Annotated in this window: 17 protein-coding genes; 8 read left to right on the top strand and 9 right to left on the bottom strand. The window is 55.0% G+C overall.

From position 1 onward, the window contains the following. Positions 1-8 precede the first annotated feature (8 nt). Both spoIIP and BUB44_RS01060 read right to left on the bottom strand, forming a co-directional pair. Entirely contained in the window at positions 9-1,055 is a 1,047-nt protein-coding gene (spoIIP, locus tag BUB44_RS01055) for a stage II sporulation protein P (protein ID WP_073162532.1), read from the bottom strand. 93 nt (positions 1,056-1,148) lie between these two features. Further along, complete coding sequence (locus BUB44_RS01060) at positions 1,149-1,490, bottom strand: phage holin family protein (RefSeq protein ID WP_027355571.1); 342 nt, start codon at positions 1,488-1,490, stop codon at positions 1,149-1,151. A 121-nt stretch (positions 1,491-1,611) separates the two neighbouring features. Here BUB44_RS01060 and rpsT point away from each other — a divergent pair, with 121 nt between their 5' ends. Then, positions 1,612-1,881, top strand: a complete 270-nt coding sequence (gene rpsT / locus BUB44_RS01065) for a 30S ribosomal protein S20 (protein WP_073162694.1) — start codon at positions 1,612-1,614, stop codon at positions 1,879-1,881. Positions 1,882-1,953: 72 nt separating this feature from the next. Here the strand turns inward: rpsT and holA are convergent, their stop codons facing one another. The 6 genes from holA to moaA are packed head-to-tail and all read right to left on the bottom strand — an operon-like array spanning position 1,954 to position 5,783. Then, entirely contained in the window at positions 1,954-2,994 is a 1,041-nt protein-coding gene (gene holA, locus BUB44_RS01070; RefSeq protein ID WP_073162534.1) for a DNA polymerase III subunit delta, read from the bottom strand. Between the two features lie 25 nt (positions 2,995-3,019). Continuing rightward, positions 3,020-3,322, bottom strand: a complete 303-nt coding sequence (locus tag BUB44_RS01075; RefSeq protein WP_073162535.1) for an MTH1187 family thiamine-binding protein — start codon at positions 3,320-3,322, stop codon at positions 3,020-3,022. Between the two features lie 20 nt (positions 3,323-3,342). Then, a complete protein-coding gene (gene mobB, locus BUB44_RS01080; RefSeq protein ID WP_073162537.1) occupies positions 3,343-3,837 on the bottom strand; it encodes a molybdopterin-guanine dinucleotide biosynthesis protein B in 495 nt (164 codons plus the stop codon). Positions 3,838-3,842: 5 nt separating this feature from the next. Next, on the bottom strand, positions 3,843-4,298 hold the full coding sequence (locus tag BUB44_RS01085; protein WP_073162539.1) for an MOSC domain-containing protein: 456 nt from the start codon (positions 4,296-4,298) through the stop codon (positions 3,843-3,845). Then, positions 4,289-4,786, bottom strand: a complete 498-nt coding sequence (moaC, locus tag BUB44_RS01090; protein ID WP_073162541.1) for a cyclic pyranopterin monophosphate synthase MoaC — start codon at positions 4,784-4,786, stop codon at positions 4,289-4,291. The genes BUB44_RS01085 and moaC overlap by 10 nt, the downstream gene beginning before the upstream one ends. A gap of 16 nt (positions 4,787-4,802) precedes the next feature. Then, positions 4,803-5,783 carry a GTP 3',8-cyclase MoaA gene (moaA, locus tag BUB44_RS01095; RefSeq protein WP_073162543.1) on the bottom strand — a complete coding sequence of 327 codons (981 nt, stop codon included), beginning with the start codon at positions 5,781-5,783 and terminating at the stop codon, positions 4,803-4,805. 355 nt (positions 5,784-6,138) lie between these two features. Between moaA and BUB44_RS01100 the strand changes: the two genes are divergently transcribed. The 7 genes from BUB44_RS01100 to BUB44_RS01130 all read left to right on the top strand — a co-directional run bounded on the left by BUB44_RS01100 (position 6,139) and on the right by BUB44_RS01130 (position 12,994). After that, the gene (locus BUB44_RS01100; RefSeq protein ID WP_027355579.1) at positions 6,139-6,456 is read left to right on the top strand and encodes a (2Fe-2S)-binding protein; all 318 of its coding nucleotides are present in this window, start codon (positions 6,139-6,141) and stop codon (positions 6,454-6,456) included. Then, complete coding sequence (locus BUB44_RS01105; protein WP_073162544.1) at positions 6,440-7,531, top strand: NAD(P)/FAD-dependent oxidoreductase; 1,092 nt, start codon at positions 6,440-6,442, stop codon at positions 7,529-7,531. The genes BUB44_RS01100 and BUB44_RS01105 overlap by 17 nt, the downstream gene beginning before the upstream one ends. An 18-nt stretch (positions 7,532-7,549) precedes the next feature. Next, positions 7,550-8,035, top strand: coding sequence for a 4Fe-4S binding protein (locus tag BUB44_RS01110; protein ID WP_027355581.1), 486 nt, complete (start codon positions 7,550-7,552; stop codon positions 8,033-8,035). 71 nt (positions 8,036-8,106) lie between these two features. After that, positions 8,107-8,391, top strand: a complete 285-nt coding sequence (locus BUB44_RS01115) for a (2Fe-2S)-binding protein (protein WP_027355582.1) — start codon at positions 8,107-8,109, stop codon at positions 8,389-8,391. After that, on the top strand, positions 8,378-9,520 hold the full coding sequence (locus BUB44_RS01120) for an NAD(P)/FAD-dependent oxidoreductase (protein WP_027355583.1): 1,143 nt from the start codon (positions 8,378-8,380) through the stop codon (positions 9,518-9,520). Before BUB44_RS01115 ends, BUB44_RS01120 begins: the two co-directional genes overlap by 14 nt. A gap of 67 nt (positions 9,521-9,587) precedes the next feature. Next, the gene (gene pruA, locus BUB44_RS01125) at positions 9,588-11,135 is read left to right on the top strand and encodes an L-glutamate gamma-semialdehyde dehydrogenase (protein ID WP_073162546.1); all 1,548 of its coding nucleotides are present in this window, start codon (positions 9,588-9,590) and stop codon (positions 11,133-11,135) included. Between the two features lie 38 nt (positions 11,136-11,173). Beyond that, entirely contained in the window at positions 11,174-12,994 is a 1,821-nt protein-coding gene (locus tag BUB44_RS01130) for a sigma 54-interacting transcriptional regulator (RefSeq protein ID WP_073162548.1), read from the top strand. Here BUB44_RS01130 and BUB44_RS01135 read toward each other — a convergent pair. Continuing rightward, a complete protein-coding gene (locus tag BUB44_RS01135; RefSeq protein WP_073162550.1) occupies positions 12,991-14,607 on the bottom strand; it encodes a sigma-54 interaction domain-containing protein in 1,617 nt (538 codons plus the stop codon). The two genes, BUB44_RS01130 and BUB44_RS01135, sit on opposite strands and share 4 nt — an antisense overlap. Positions 14,608-14,611: the final 4 nt, after the last annotated feature.

Consider the following 14,611-nt stretch of genomic DNA (forward strand, 5'->3'; position numbering starts at 1 on the left):
GAGCCCTCTTACTGCTCACCCGGTTGAGCAGCCCCGTTTTTCACCAGTTTTTGCACCTCTTCCCCCAAAACTTCGGCAAACAACCGGGCCGAGGCCACTGCTTCCGCAGTGGTGTTGTTGGTACTCCCAATTTCCACCAGCAGCGCCCGGGGATGAAGAAACTGGTTATATCGCCCCTCTTTAACCCGTACCCCCTGGCACAAGCCGGGGTATTTTTTATTCAGGGCCGCAGCCAGTTGCCTGGCAAACTGTTCATTCTGCCGCCAGCCGGGGAAGGGCGCCCTGGCGTCGGAACCGACGACAAACAGGATGGGCGCCACTTCCTTTCCCTGAACCCTTACCAGGCAGTCCCGGCGGGGCTTACCGGCATCCCGGTGTATATCCAGGAGCACTTCCAGCTGGGGTTCTTCCTGCAGCACCTCCCGCACCGTTTTTTCGGACTCCATATATGATAAGTTATACTTCTGGTCGTGAATTTTTTTTATGTGCAGGGTCGGCAGGCCATATCTTTTTTCCAGCTCCTGGCGTATAACTTCTCCCACCTGCACCACACTCCCCTCTTTCCCATCCAGCCTGGCCACACCATCCGTCAGGCTGTAACATTCTCCGGTATGGGTGTGGTAAATGGCCACCAGATATTTTCCGGAAGAGTTTAAAGGTACACCGGCTGCCTGTTCTGAAGCAGGTTCCGGCGGATTAACCCTTCCTTCCTGCTTTACCTGCAGATAAGCCAGCAGGGAAAGCTGGGAACGAAGCATGTCCCGGGAATCTTTCCAGGGAAGGACGGTATCTCCGCCCATCACCGACCACCAGCCGGATAGCGGACCCGAAAAATCCTTCCCTTCTTCCCCACCGGCAGTGTGCAGAGGGAGAGCGGCCCGCAGGATTAACCGCGGATCCCGGGGAAATAATACCTGTCCCCCTGAGCGGAAAAACAATAATCCTATCCCTGTAATCAGAGCAAAGAAGATCAAAATAATACCGGCCAAAAACAGAATGCTAAAGAGCCTGCCCCATAACCAGCGGTGCCGGTAGCTGTAGAGAACAGGATACACAAAAATCCCCTCCCGGATAAGCCTGTACCATTTTATGTCCGGAAGGGGGTCTTTATGAAAAATACCTTCAGAGCATTGAAGTGCCCGGCCGCTTTATCGCAAAACCGTGGGCACCACCGCATCGATAAGTCCGATAATAAAGGCAGCAATCAACGCACCCAGCAAATTAACGCTAAGCAGGTTGGGGATGATAAACTGGGCCACGTAGATTACCACTGCTGCCGTTATAAATCCCACAATTCCGCGGCTTTGGGGTGAAACCCGGTCACCCAGCAGGGCCTCTACAATGTAGCCCAGCACGGCAATAACCACCGCAGCAATCAGCGCCCCCACAAATCCTCCGCGCACCACAAAACCCGGGGACAGCCAGCTCACCACTATGAGCACCAGCGCGGAGACGATAAATCTTACAATTACACCCAGCCACTGCGTCATGGTAATCACCTCCTTTTCCTGCTCCATAGCTTTAACAAAAAAACGACAGGCTATACCAGTTACCCTTGCAATTTTTATGAGCCCGTGGTAAAATGGGGGCTGTTGGGAGGTGACTGAAGAGGTGCCCAATACAAAGTCGGCTTTAAAGAGAATGAGAGTTATCCGCAAGCGCACCCTCCGGAACAGGCAGCTGAAATCGGCCCTGCGTACCACCATTAAAAAATTTGAGCGCGCTCTCGCGGCCGGTGCCAGTGTGGAGGAAACCAGGGAACTTTTACGCCGTGCGCTGAGGGCCATTGACAAGGCGGTAACAAAGGGTATCCTACATAAAAATACTGCTGCCCGTAAAAAATCCCGCCTGGCCAAGCGTTTCAACCGGCTGGTAAGCTAGGTGTGTTTACTTTTAAGCACGCATAAAAAAACCACCCCGGCATGGAGCGGTGGTTTTTTAATTTTATATTTTTTATTCCCCTGCCCCCATCTCCAGCAGGAACATTTCTATGGCCGGGTAAAAATCCACCCTGCCTTTTTTTACCGCCCGGTCCAGATCTAAAAGCTTCTCCAGCACTTGCACAACCTGTTTCCTGGAAAAGTTTTTGGATTGAGCCAGGAGCTTTTGGGCGACAAAAGGAGGCAACCCCAGTTTTGCCGCCAGTTCCCGGGAAGACCGGCTAGAGACTTTTAATTCCAGAACCTGCAGGATAAGCCGGAACTGGCGCGCTATCATGGCCAGGATCACCGGACCCGGCTGGCCCTGCTGCATCAGCTTACGGATGCCCCCCAGCGCCGCTCCAACCCGCCTTCCGCCAATGGCATCGACAACGTTAAAAATATTCTCCTCCAGGAGAGGAACGGTGAGCTCATAGATGTCCTCCTCCAGAATAGTTTCCCTGGAACCGGTATAGGAAATTAACTTGGCCATTTCCTGGCTTAAAACCGAAAGGCCGGGCCCCATCCTCTCAACCAGCAAACTGGCAGCAGCTGGAGTAATAGTCTTACGGGCCAGGCGCGCCTGCTTTTCCAGCCAGCGGACCAGTTCCCCTTTTTTTAAATAGGTAAATTCCACTGCCCGGCCGGTACTTTTAAGGGACCTGAAAAAAGGCCCCTTTTTATCTACCGGTTGGGTAGTGGTAAATATCAGGCAGGTAGTGGAAACGGGTTTCTGCAGGTATGCCAGCAAGGGGTTACCCGCAGCCCGGGAAGATCCTCCTTCCTTCCTGCTGCTGGAAGGAGAACCGGTAAAAAATGGGGCATGGCGGACCACCACCAGGCGCCACCCGGCCATAAAAGGTGGTGTTTGCGCCCGCATTACAATATCCTCCGCGGAAACCTCTTCGCCATCCATTATATCAAGATTGAATTCCCCCGCTGGAGGTTTCACTAACTTTTCCCGGAATCTCTGCACAGCTTTTTCATGTAAATATGACTCCTGACCGTAAAATAAATAAACCGGTGCAATATCCTCCCTCTCCAGATCCCCGATTAAATCCAGGTAATATTTCAACCCCACCCCTCCGGCTAACTTAACTTCATTTAATTTTTTCTTCCACCGCCGCCACTTTACCTGCCATGGTCAGCTCTTTATCCCGCCGGTCGTCAATGCGAATTGTAGTTACCACCCGGGTAACTTCCCGGCCAAATGGCACTTCATGCATCCGGCGAATCACCGCCAGCAGGACATCCAGATCTCCTTCGATAATAGTCCCCATGGGGGTGAGCTGATAACGGATATGCTTTTCATCTTTTAAAACCTCCAGGCACCGGGCGACATAAGCGCTCAAGCTGGTATCGCCGGTACCGACGGGAACGATGCTTACTTCCACCACGGCCATAATTATCACCCTTCCCAAGGTTAGTTCAGACCCAGGAAATCAACAATAAAATCCGCCACCATCCCCACATCTTCTCTACCAAAACAGGGAAGTTCATCCTGAGCGGTACCATCACCAACCAGGGCAATTAACCGGTCTTTTCTCCCCACCCGGGCAGCAGTTTCACCGGGTGGACACACCTCGATCTGGGGCCAGTCGCCCTTCTTATAACCTTCAGCGAGAACAATATCCACCGGACCAAGCAGCGGAACTATCTCCTGCAGAGATAGTTCCTCCTCCACCTGGCGGATGAGGGCAAATTTCCGGGGAGAGGAAATACATACCGACCGGGCACCGGCCCGGGCATGGCGCCAGGTATCCTTGCCCGGCTTATCCATTTCAAAATCACCGTGGTGGTGCTTGATGGTTCCCACCCGGAAACCGCGCCGCTCAAGCTCCCCAATCAGCTTTTCCAGAAAGGTAGTTTTACCCGTACCGGAACTCCCAACAATGCATATTCCAGGGGGAACGGACATGCCCTTCACCTTCCGCAGTTGCTCCCCGGTTTGAGAACCTCTATCCGGTCCCCCACCTTTACCGGGCCACCGGAGAGGATGCGTACAAAAATACCCTCCCGGGGCATTATACAATCACCGGTCAGCCGGCGAATCTCGCAGGCCGAATGACACTCCTTACCGATCTGGGTTACTTCTCCAACGGCCTGGGGACCGATGGCCAGGAGGGTACCTACGGGCAGGCTGGCCAGGTCTATCCCCTCAGTGGTAATATTTTCGGCAAAATCCCCGGGCCTGACATCCAGGCCCCGCCGGCGCATTTTCTCTATGCTTTCCATCGCCAGGAGGCTGACCTGGCGATGCCAGGGGCCGGCATGGGCATCCCCTTCCAGGCCGTGGCCGGCCACCAGCATTCCTGAACCAACATTCTTCTTACGCGTTCCTTTTTCCGAACTGGTGCATACTGCCACAATTACTCCCATTTTTCTTCCCCTTCCCGCCAGAATTCACCGCTTTTACCGCCACTTTTACTGATCAGGCGGATGTTCTGAATAACCATGGACCGGTCCACGGCTTTGCACATGTCATAGATGGTTAAAGCAGCCACACTTACGGCTGTAAGCGCCTCCATTTCCGCCCCGGTCTTACCCACAGTCCGCACCCGGGCCTGGATTTCCACCCGGGCGGGAGGCTGGAGGCGAAAATCAACAGCTACGCTGGTCAAAGAAATAAGATGGGTTAGCGGTATGAGTTCCTGCGTCTTTTTCGCAGCCATGATCCCGGCCAGCCGGGCCACCCCCAGGACATCCCCTTTAGCCGCAGTGCCTCCGGCAATGATATTTAAAGTTTCCGGGCTCATGATTACTTCTCCCCGGGCTACAGCCTCCCGGATGGAATCGTCCTTCTTGCTTATATCCACCATACGGGCCCGGCCCCGGGAGTCAAAGTGGCTCAAACATATGTCCCCCATGACTTACAACCAGCTCCTATCCACCAATTTGAGACATGTTTTTCCTGGTGCGAAAATTTTCCTGACCCAGCCTGTGCCAGCCGGGCTTGTCCTGAATGGCCCGGGCTATCAGCCCGGCCAGTTCATCCCGGGTAGCACCCCGGCGCAGGGGGCCTTTGAGATCAATTTCATGTTCAGAAAACAGGCAGGGCCTCAACGCACCGGTGGCAGTCAGGCGCAGGCGGTTGCAGCGACCGCAAAAGTGATCGCTCACCGCACTGATAAACCCGATGGTGCCCGGCGCACCCGGCAGGCGGTAATAACGCGCCGGGCCGCTGCCTGCCAGCTTGCGTACTTCCTGCAACTGGCCCAGCTCCTTTTCAATCAGGCTTCTGATTTCAGCGGCAGGAACATAACCCTCCCTGGAATAACCGGCTGCTGTTCCAAAGGGCATCAATTCTATAAAGCGCACGTGCAGGGGGTGTTTTATCGAAAGCCGGGCCAGGTCGCATATTTCATCATCATTAAAGCCGCGCACAACCACGGCATTCAGCTTCACCGGATGAAGCCCGATTTCCAGGGACTTCTCAATTCCCCGCCACACCGCCTCCAGTGAGCCTCCCCGGGTAATAAAATTGAAGCGCTCGGGTTTCAACGTATCCAGGCTGATATTAACCCGGCAAAGACCTGCAGCTTTCAACTGTCCGGCCTTTCCGGCAAGCAGGATACCATTGGTGGTAAGGGCTATATCATCAATTTCCGGTATACCGGCCAGTTTCCGCACAAGTTCCGTTATCCCGCGGCGCACCAGAGGCTCCCCTCCGGTAAGGCGCACCTTTTTAACTCCTACTTCAGTTGCCGCCTCAACTACCCGGGTAATTTCCTCCAGGCTTAGAATTTCCCTCCGGGGCACAACAGATACACCCTGGGGGGGCATACAGTAACGGCAACGAAGGTTGCAGCGGTCGGTAACGGAAACCCGCAGGTAGTTTATCTCTCTTTGGTAGCGATCTTCCATCGATAGTGCACCTTCTTCCGGTAATGGGCAGCTAAGATATTATTCTCGACAAAACTCTGCTTTCCTGCCCTGATTATTTAATGTTGCTGATTTTCGTAATTGATCTCGCGCTGCACCCAATACAAACCGGCCGGCCAAGCTCTGCCTGCCATCCATGTGTCCAGCTGCAAATGTACATTTGTCTAAACATATTGTTTAATTAATTAGACATAGCAAACATTATCATCAATCTTCTCCGGCTATCAAGGGGGTATTGAAACCAGCCATACCTGGTATTTATTTTGCGTTAGAAACCTGCAGACAAAATTACCGTCAAGGTTCAGGGAACCTTCGCAAATTGAAATGGGGGTCTGGTATGCGTATAGAACAGCATCCGATTCTGGAATTTAAACGGGGCAAGAAAGTAAAGTTTACCTTTGATGGTCAAGAGTATGAAGGTTACGAAGGAGAAACCATCGCCGCAGCCCTGCACGCAGCCGGCATCAGGATCATGCGGGAAAGCCCTGTACTCCACCGCCCCCGGGGACTTTTCTGTGCCATAGGTAATTGTTCCTCCTGTCTCATGACGGTAAATGGGGAGCCCAACGTGCGCATATGCGTGGAAAAGCTGCGCCCGGGCATGGTTGTGGAAAGCCAGAAAGGAAAGGGAGTAATCTATGCGCCAGGAAATTAGTTTTGTTGAGATTGCGGTTATTGGCGGCGGACCTGCCGGGCTTTGCGCCGCCCTGGAGGCAGCAAATGCCGGTGCCCGGGTAACCCTCCTGGACCGCCAGGACCGGCTCGGAGGCCAGCTGATCAAGCAAACCCACCGCTTCTTCGGTTCACAAAGCCACAGGGCCTCGGAGCGAGGGATCAACATCGCCGCTGAACTTACCGGCCAGGTAATGTCCCATCCCCACATTGAAGCTCTGACCGGTGCCACCGTTTTTGGTTTTTATGAAGATGGAGTTCTGGGAGTGGAACGGGAAGGGAAGATCTTTTTTATAAAACCCGCCCGGGTAATAGTAGCCACGGGAGCAGCAGAAAAAACCCTGGCCTTTCCCAACAATGACCTGCCGGGTATTTACGGTGCCGGTGCGGTCCAGACGCTGGTCAACGTTTACGGCGTCCTGCCCGGCAAGAGGGTCCTTATGGTGGGTGCCGGTAACATCGGAGTTATTGTCACCTACCAGCTGCTGCAGGCCGGCATGGAGGTAGCCGCCATAGTGGAGGCTGCACCGAAAATCGGCGCCTACTGGGTTCATGCGGCCAAAGTACGGCGGGCGGGAGTACCCATCTATACCAGCCATACCATCGGGAGAGCCTGCGGGACGCGGCAGGTGGAAGGTGCTGTCATCTGGCAGATTGATGAACAGGGGCAGCCTGTACCTGGAACGGAAAAAGACCTTGTTGTGGATACCATTTGCCTTTCCGTAGGCCTGTCCCCTCTGGTGGAACTGCTGGCCCAGGCCGGGTGCAGGCTGGTTTACGTCCCCCAGCTGGGAGGACACGTGCCGCTCCGCGATGCCAGCCTGCAAACCACTGTACCGGGAGTATATGTGGCCGGCGATGCAGCAGGTGTTGAGGAGGCCTCGGCAGCAATGATGGAAGGTGCCCTGGCCGGACTGCACGCCGCATACAGCCTGGGCTACAACCAGACAGGATATGAGGCCCGGCGCGCAGAGTTACAGCAGCAACTGGACAGCCTGCGTTCAGGTCCCGTAGGCGAAAAGATCCGCAGCGGGCTGAGCAGAGCAATGATAGGTTAGGTACTGGAGGTGAAGACCGTGCTGGCCGTCGATGGCGTCCCCACACCGGAGGACCTGGCCCAAAAGATACCCCCGCCGGAACGGCTGGCCAGGAGACCGGTGGTTATAGCGGAATGTTTCCAACCCATTCCCTGCGATCCCTGCAGCCATGCCTGTCCCCGGCAGGCCATTGGCCCCTTTAAGGATATTAACGAAATACCGCAGGTAGATTATGAGAAATGTAACGGCTGTGGTCAATGTATCACCCGCTGCCCCGGACTGGCCCTGTTTGTCGTAGATCTGACCTACGGCGAAAATGAAGCTCTGATCAAATTGCCTTACGAATTCCTCCCTCTCCCCGAAGAAGGCCAGGAAGTGGCCGGAGTGAACCGGGCGGGAGAAAAAGTATGCCGGGCACGGGTGGTTAAAGTAGTAAAGACGGAAAAGATGGATAAAACCGCAGTTATCTGGCTGGCCGTACCCAAAGATCTGGCCATGGAAGTACGGCACTTCGCCATCAAATAAACCTTTTTCAGGACTCGTTATATTTCTGCCTGGCGACAGGCCTCGATTTTTACATTCCAGGAGTGAAAATTATGGAAGATAAGACGATTATCTGCCGCTGCGAAGATGTAACTCTGGAAGAGATCCGCAAAGCCATTGCCGAAGGGGCCCGCACCCTGGATGAAATAAAACGGCTCAAGCGCTGTGGTATGGGGCCATGTCAGGGGCGTACCTGCCGGCCTCTGATTGCCGGTGAAATAGCCCGGATGACCGGGCAGAATCCGGCTGAACTGGCCCTGCCCACATTCCGTCCCCCGGTTGTACCCTTAAAACTGGGCACCCTAGCCCGGGGAGGTGTCCCGGATGAACAGGCATGAAGTAATTATCATTGGCGGTGGAGTTACCGGCTGTTCCATTGCCTATCATCTGGCAGAACGGGGGATGCGGGACGTGGCAGTACTTGAGCGGGCCTACCTCACCTCCGGCGCCACGGGACGCTGCGGTGCCGGTTTTCGCCATCAGTGGGGTACCAAAACCAACTGCCTTTTAGCCAAGTACGCCATCGCCAGGCTGGAGCACCTGGCTGAAGAGCTGGACTACCCCGAAGGGATTGAAATCAAACAGGAGGGTTATCTGCTCCTGGCCTATACCCCCAAAATGGAAGAACAGTTTAAGAAAAACCTGGCCCTGCAGAAAAGCCTGGGCATCGATGCCCGCTGGGTAACGCCCCGGGAAGCCCGGGAAATAGTACCCTTTTTAAATACCGAGGGTCTCCTGGGAGCCACCTTCTGCCCCAAAGATGGTCATGCCAACCCCTTCAAGGTAACCGATGCTTACGCCCGGGCGGCCAGACGCCTGGGAGTGAAAATACACACTTATACGGAAGTCCGGGATATTAAAATTGAAGGTTCTTTGAAAACGGTTATCACCAACCGGGGAACCTTCCAGGCTCCGGTGGTAGTAAATGCCGCGGGCGGTCATGCGGCTGAAATTGGCCGCATGGTGGGGGTGGATCTGCCCATAGTGCCGGAAAGACACCAGATCCTGGTAACTGAACCGGTGGAACAAGTCCTGGGGCCCATGGTCATGAGTTTTTACCACAACCTTTACTGCCAGCAGACGCCCCACGGCAGCTTTATTATGGGCCTGGGAGACCCCAACGAACCCAAGGAATACAACGTCCGTTCCAGCTGGCAGTTTCTTACCCAAATGGCCCGGAAAGCGGTCTGGCTGCTACCCGTACTGAAAAACGTACGGGTGGTCAGACAATGGGCCGGCGTCTACGATATGAGCCCCGACCGGCAGCCGGTGCTGGGCGAGGTACCCGGAGTACCGGGATTTTACGTTGCCGCAGGCTTTTCCGGCCATGGTTTCATGATTGCTCCCATGACCGGCCAGTTGATGGCGGAAGTTATCCTGGGTCTGCCCACCACTTTACCCGTAGACATGTTCAGCCTGTCCCGTTTTACCACCGGTGAGCTTTTCGTGGAACCGTCAGTGGTTTGATTGACCAGGTAACCGGAAAATCCCATCCCGTCAAACTTACTTTAAAGAATTTTAAGGAGTGAAAAAAATGCTCAAACCTTTTTCCAACGAGCCTTTAACCGATTTTACCCGGGAAGAGAACCGTAGCAAAATGAAGGAAGCCCTGCAGAAAGTCAGAAACAGCCTGGGCAGGGAATATCCTCTAATTATTGGAGGGGAGCAAATTTATACGGAAGAAAAAATAATATCATATAACCCCTCCCGCCACAGCGAGGTCGTGGGAAAGGTATCGCGGGCTGACAGGGCACTGGCTCAGCGGGCAGTAGAAACAGCCGCAGAAACTTTCCTGAGCTGGCGGCAGGTCCCTCCCGAAGCCAGGGCACGTTACCTCTTCAAAGCCGCAGCTATTATGCGTAAAAGAAAACATGAGCTTTCAGCCTGGATGGTGCTGGAAGCAGGCAAAAACTGGGTGGAGGCTGATGCCGATACCGCCGAGGCCATTGATTTCCTGGAGTTTTACGGCCGGGAAATGATCCGCCTGGCCCAACCCCAGCCGGTTACCCCCTACCCCGGTGAAGAAAATACCCTGGAATATTTGCCTTTAGGCGTGGGAGTCATCATCCCGCCCTGGAATTTCCCCCTGGCTATTCTTACCGGCACCACGGTAGGGCCGGTGGTGGCGGGGAACACGGTGGTTTTAAAGCCGGCCAGCAATACTCCGGTAATTGCCTATAAGTTTATGGAGATCATGCAGGAAGCCGGACTGCCCCCCGGAGTAATTAATTTCCTGCCCGGCAGCGGCAGTGAAATCGGTGACTTCCTGGTAGGACATCCCCTGATTCATTTCATCAATTTCACCGGTTCAAAAGATGTGGGCCTGCACATTAACAGCCTAGCCGCTCAAATTGCCCCCGGCCAGAAATGGATCAAGAGAGTAGCGGCCGAAATGGGCGGCAAAGATGCTATTATTATAGATGAGGACTGCGACCTGGATGATGCTGTGGCCGGCGTAATTACCTCGGCCTACGGTTTTTCCGGCCAGAAATGTTCCGCCTGTTCCCGGCTCATTGTGGTGGGCGATGCCTACCGGCCTGTGCTGGATAAACTGGCCGAAAAGGTAGCTCAACTAAAAACAGGGCCTGCCGAAGATTACGGTACAGATGTGGGCCCGGTTATTGACGAAGCCTCATTTAACAAAATCATGAGTTACATCCGGATTGGTCGTGAAGAAGGCCACCTGCTCACCGGCGGGCAGGGAGACAGCAGCGTGGGTTACTTTATTCAGCCGACGGTATTTGCCGGCGTAGCACCCCACGCCCGCATCGCCCAGGAAGAAATATTCGGGCCGGTGCTGGCGGTTATCCAGGCCAGAACCTTTGATGAAGCCATCGCCATTGCCAATGACACTGAATACGGCCTGACCGGAGGAGTGTATTCCCGCAACCGGGCTCACCTGGAAAAAGCCCGCCGGGAGTTTCATGTGGGCAACCTGTACTTCAACCGCAAGTGCACGGGCGCACTGGTGGGAGTACAGCCCTTCGGCGGATTCAAAATGTCCGGTACCAATTCCAAGGCCGGCGGGAGGGACTACCTGAAATTATTCATGCAGGCCAAGTCCATTTCCGAGCGTTTTTAATCCGGCTACCATATTATAGCAAATGGATGTGAGAACCCGTGTCCAGGCTGGATCAGGTAAAAGAAGACTGCCAGCGGGTTGCCGAAGCCATTGCCGCCGCCCTGGGGGTCGAGGTCGAGGTAATCGACCTCGACCTGGTGCGGGTGGCCGGCACGGGCAAGGTGCGCAACGACGTGGGCTCCCGCCTCCTGCGGGGGCTGGTCAACAAGCACGTGCTCAGGACCAGCCAGCCCATTTTTATCAAAGAAGCGGGATATCACCCCATCTGCATGTCCTGCCCGCTCACGGGAAGCTGTTTTTATAAAGCATCCATCGTTTACCCCATCATTGCCGGGCAAACTGTCATCGGCACCATCAGCCTCATTGCCTTCAGCGAGGAACAGAAAATCACCCTCTGCTCCCGTACCGAATCGCTGATGGAATTCATTGGTCGCATGGCCGACCTGGTGGCGGCCAAAGTGCTGGAAATCGAAGCTTTGAGAGAAAAAATGATCATGGCCAGCCAGGTAAACGCGGTCATGGACGCGGTGGATGAAGGGGTCATCGCCATCAACAGCGACGGGATAGTGACCCACTTCAACCTCTCGGCAGAGCGGATGTTTAATATTCCCAGAAAGGAGATTCTCCACCAGCCCCTGGAGAATTACCTGGCGGGCCTGCCTCTCCTTTCGGCCCTGCGCCAGCCCGGAGGGTTTACCTCCCGGGAATGCTTCGTCCAGGCCAGGGGGCAGCGGCTGCACCTCCTGGTCACGGCCCGGCCCATCATGGGCAGCGACGGCCGGCCCGTGGGAGTGGTGGCCTCGGCCCGGGACTTCAAGGAGACGCAAAAACTGGCCTACGAAATCATGAGCGCCCAGAAAGTCTTCACCTTTGACGATATCATCGGGGAAAGCCGGGCCATAAAAGAGCTGAAAGCCAGGGCGGCCAAAATTGCCGGCAGCCACTCCACCGTCCTGATCACCGGGGAGAGCGGGACGGGGAAGGAAATTTTCGCCCGGGCCATCCATGCCGCCAGCCCGCGGAGAAACAAGCCCTTTGTGGCCATCAACTGCGGAGCCATACCCGAAACCCTGCTGGAAAGCGAACTATTCGGCTATGAAGAAGGAGCCTTCACCGGCGCCCGTAAAGGGGGTAAACCGGGCAAGTTTGAACTGGCCAATCACGGGACCATTTTCCTGGACGAAATCGGGAACATGTCCCTCTACCTGCAGGCCAAGCTGCTGCGGGTGTTGCAGGAGCGCCAGGTGGAACGCGTTGGCGGCAGCAGGCTGATCCCGGTGGATATTCGTATCATTGCTGCCACCAACAGCAACCTGGAAGAAATGATTGCCCGGGGCCGTTTCCGGGAAGATCTTTATTACCGGTTGAGCGTTATCCCCCTCTACATTCCCCCGCTGCGGGAAAGGCCGGAGGATATCAAGCTGCTCCTGGAATACTACCGGGAGCACTATAACAACCTCCTGGGCAAGAAAATCCGGGGCTACACTCCCCGGGCGGAAAAGGCCTGCCTGGCCTACAGCTGGCCGGGAAATGTGCGGGAACTGATCAACGCTGTGGAATATGCCGTGAACCTGGAGGAGGGGGAGCTGATTGATCTGGGCAGCCTGCCCCGCCCCGTGCAGGAAGGCAGCAGCCGTATGACCGCGGTTCCCACCCGGGAAGGCCGCTGGCTCACCCTGGAACAGATGGAAAGGGAGGCCATCATCGGTGCCCTGAATCATTTCGGCTGGAACGAGAAGGGCAAAATTAAAGCCGCCCGGGCCCTGGGTATCAGCCGGGCGACCATTTACCGCAAAATTGCCAAGTACAACCTCTTTTCCTCTTCACCCCGAAAAGAAACTTTTACGCGGGATCATTAGTGCTTGGGCAGGGATTTCTTGGTGCCTAAAATTCCCAGCCGGTTCATTTTATAATACAGGGTACTCCTGGGTAGTCCCAGCAGGCGGGCGGTGACGGTCCTGTTCCCCCCCGCCTCTTTCAGTGCTTTGAGAATAATTTCCTTCTCGGTTTCCCTGGCGGCAACGTTCAGATCGGGAGGGAATTCCCGGGCAGCAGCACCAAAGCCCAGCGCATGCTCCCGCAGGTACTTGGGAAGATCCTTCTCCGTAATTACCTCACCTTCAGCCAGCACCACCATCCGCTCCACTGTATTTTTCAGTTCCCGGACATTGCCGGGCCACGAATAGGAAAGTAATGCTGCCACCACTCCCGGCTCCACTTTGCTTATTTCCTTGCCATAGAGCTGGCAGTACTCCTGCAGGAAGCGGTAAAGCAACTCGGGAATATCGGAACGCCTCTCCCTTAAAGGGGGCATCTCAATGCTGATTACATTCAGCCGGTAATACAGATCCTCCCTGAATTCGCCGCTGGAAACCATCTCCTCCAGGTGGCGGTTGGTGGCTGCTATAATGCGGATATTTACACTAACGGGCCGGGAACCCCCCACACGGTAGAATACCCTTTCCTGCAGTACGCGTAAAAGTTTGACCTGCAGATTGAGGGGCAGCTCACCGATTTCATCCAGAAAAACTGTTCCCTCATTGGCCATTTCCAGCAATCCTGGCTTTCCGCGGGGTCCCGCCCCGGTAAAGGCACCCTGTTCGTACCCGAAAATTTCGCTTTCAAAGAGTTCCGCCGGTATGGCACCGCAATTGACCACTACGAAGGGCTTACCTGCCCTGTCGCTGGCTTCGTGAATGGCCCGGGCCAGGATCTCTTTTCCCGTACCGCTTTCCCCCCGGATCAGCACGGTGGCGTCAGTAGGGGCGGCCCGCCGGGCCACATCCACCATAGCCTTCAAGCGGGGATGATGACCGTAGAGCTTGGTAAAGGGATCTACCCGTTTAATCTCGTTTTTCTGGATGGCTTCTTTCAGGCACTTCACCTGGTAGCTGGCCCGGGACAGGGCGCGGTTGAGCTGGATTACTTCTGTGACATCCTTTTCCGCTGAAACGCCGCCGATCACCCTTCCATCACGCCTGATGGGTACCGAGTTAATCAAAACATGGGTATCCTGCCGGGGCTGGTGATATTCCGCATATACTTCCCGGTCTTCACGGCACACCCTGGTAACCACCAGATTGGTAAAAAAATCGTGTATGGAACGCCCCAGAATATCCTGGCCCTTGATGCCGTACAGTAATTCGGCCTTGCGGTTCCAACCGGTAACGTTTTCCTGGTTATCGATCATGCAGATAACATCATCGGTAACTCCCAGCACCGCGGTAAGGGCCGCCTCGGTTTCCCGCACGAAATCCACCAGCCGTTCAACAACCCTTTCCATAATCAGCAGCCCTGTGACCGCCCCGCTGGAATCCATTACAGCTATATTTTTCTCCCGCAGGATAGGGATGATACTTAAAATATGCTGGTCCAGGATCTCTTCCCCCTGGGGGATAAAATCGGTCAGGTCATCCTCCGAACCCGGCTCGACCAGAAAATCCCGCACCAGCAGCCTCTTCTCCAGGTACATAGTT

This window comes from Desulfofundulus australicus DSM 11792 (genome assembly GCF_900129285.1).
Classification (GTDB): Bacteria; Bacillota; Desulfotomaculia; order Desulfotomaculales; family Desulfovirgulaceae; genus Desulfofundulus; species Desulfofundulus australicus.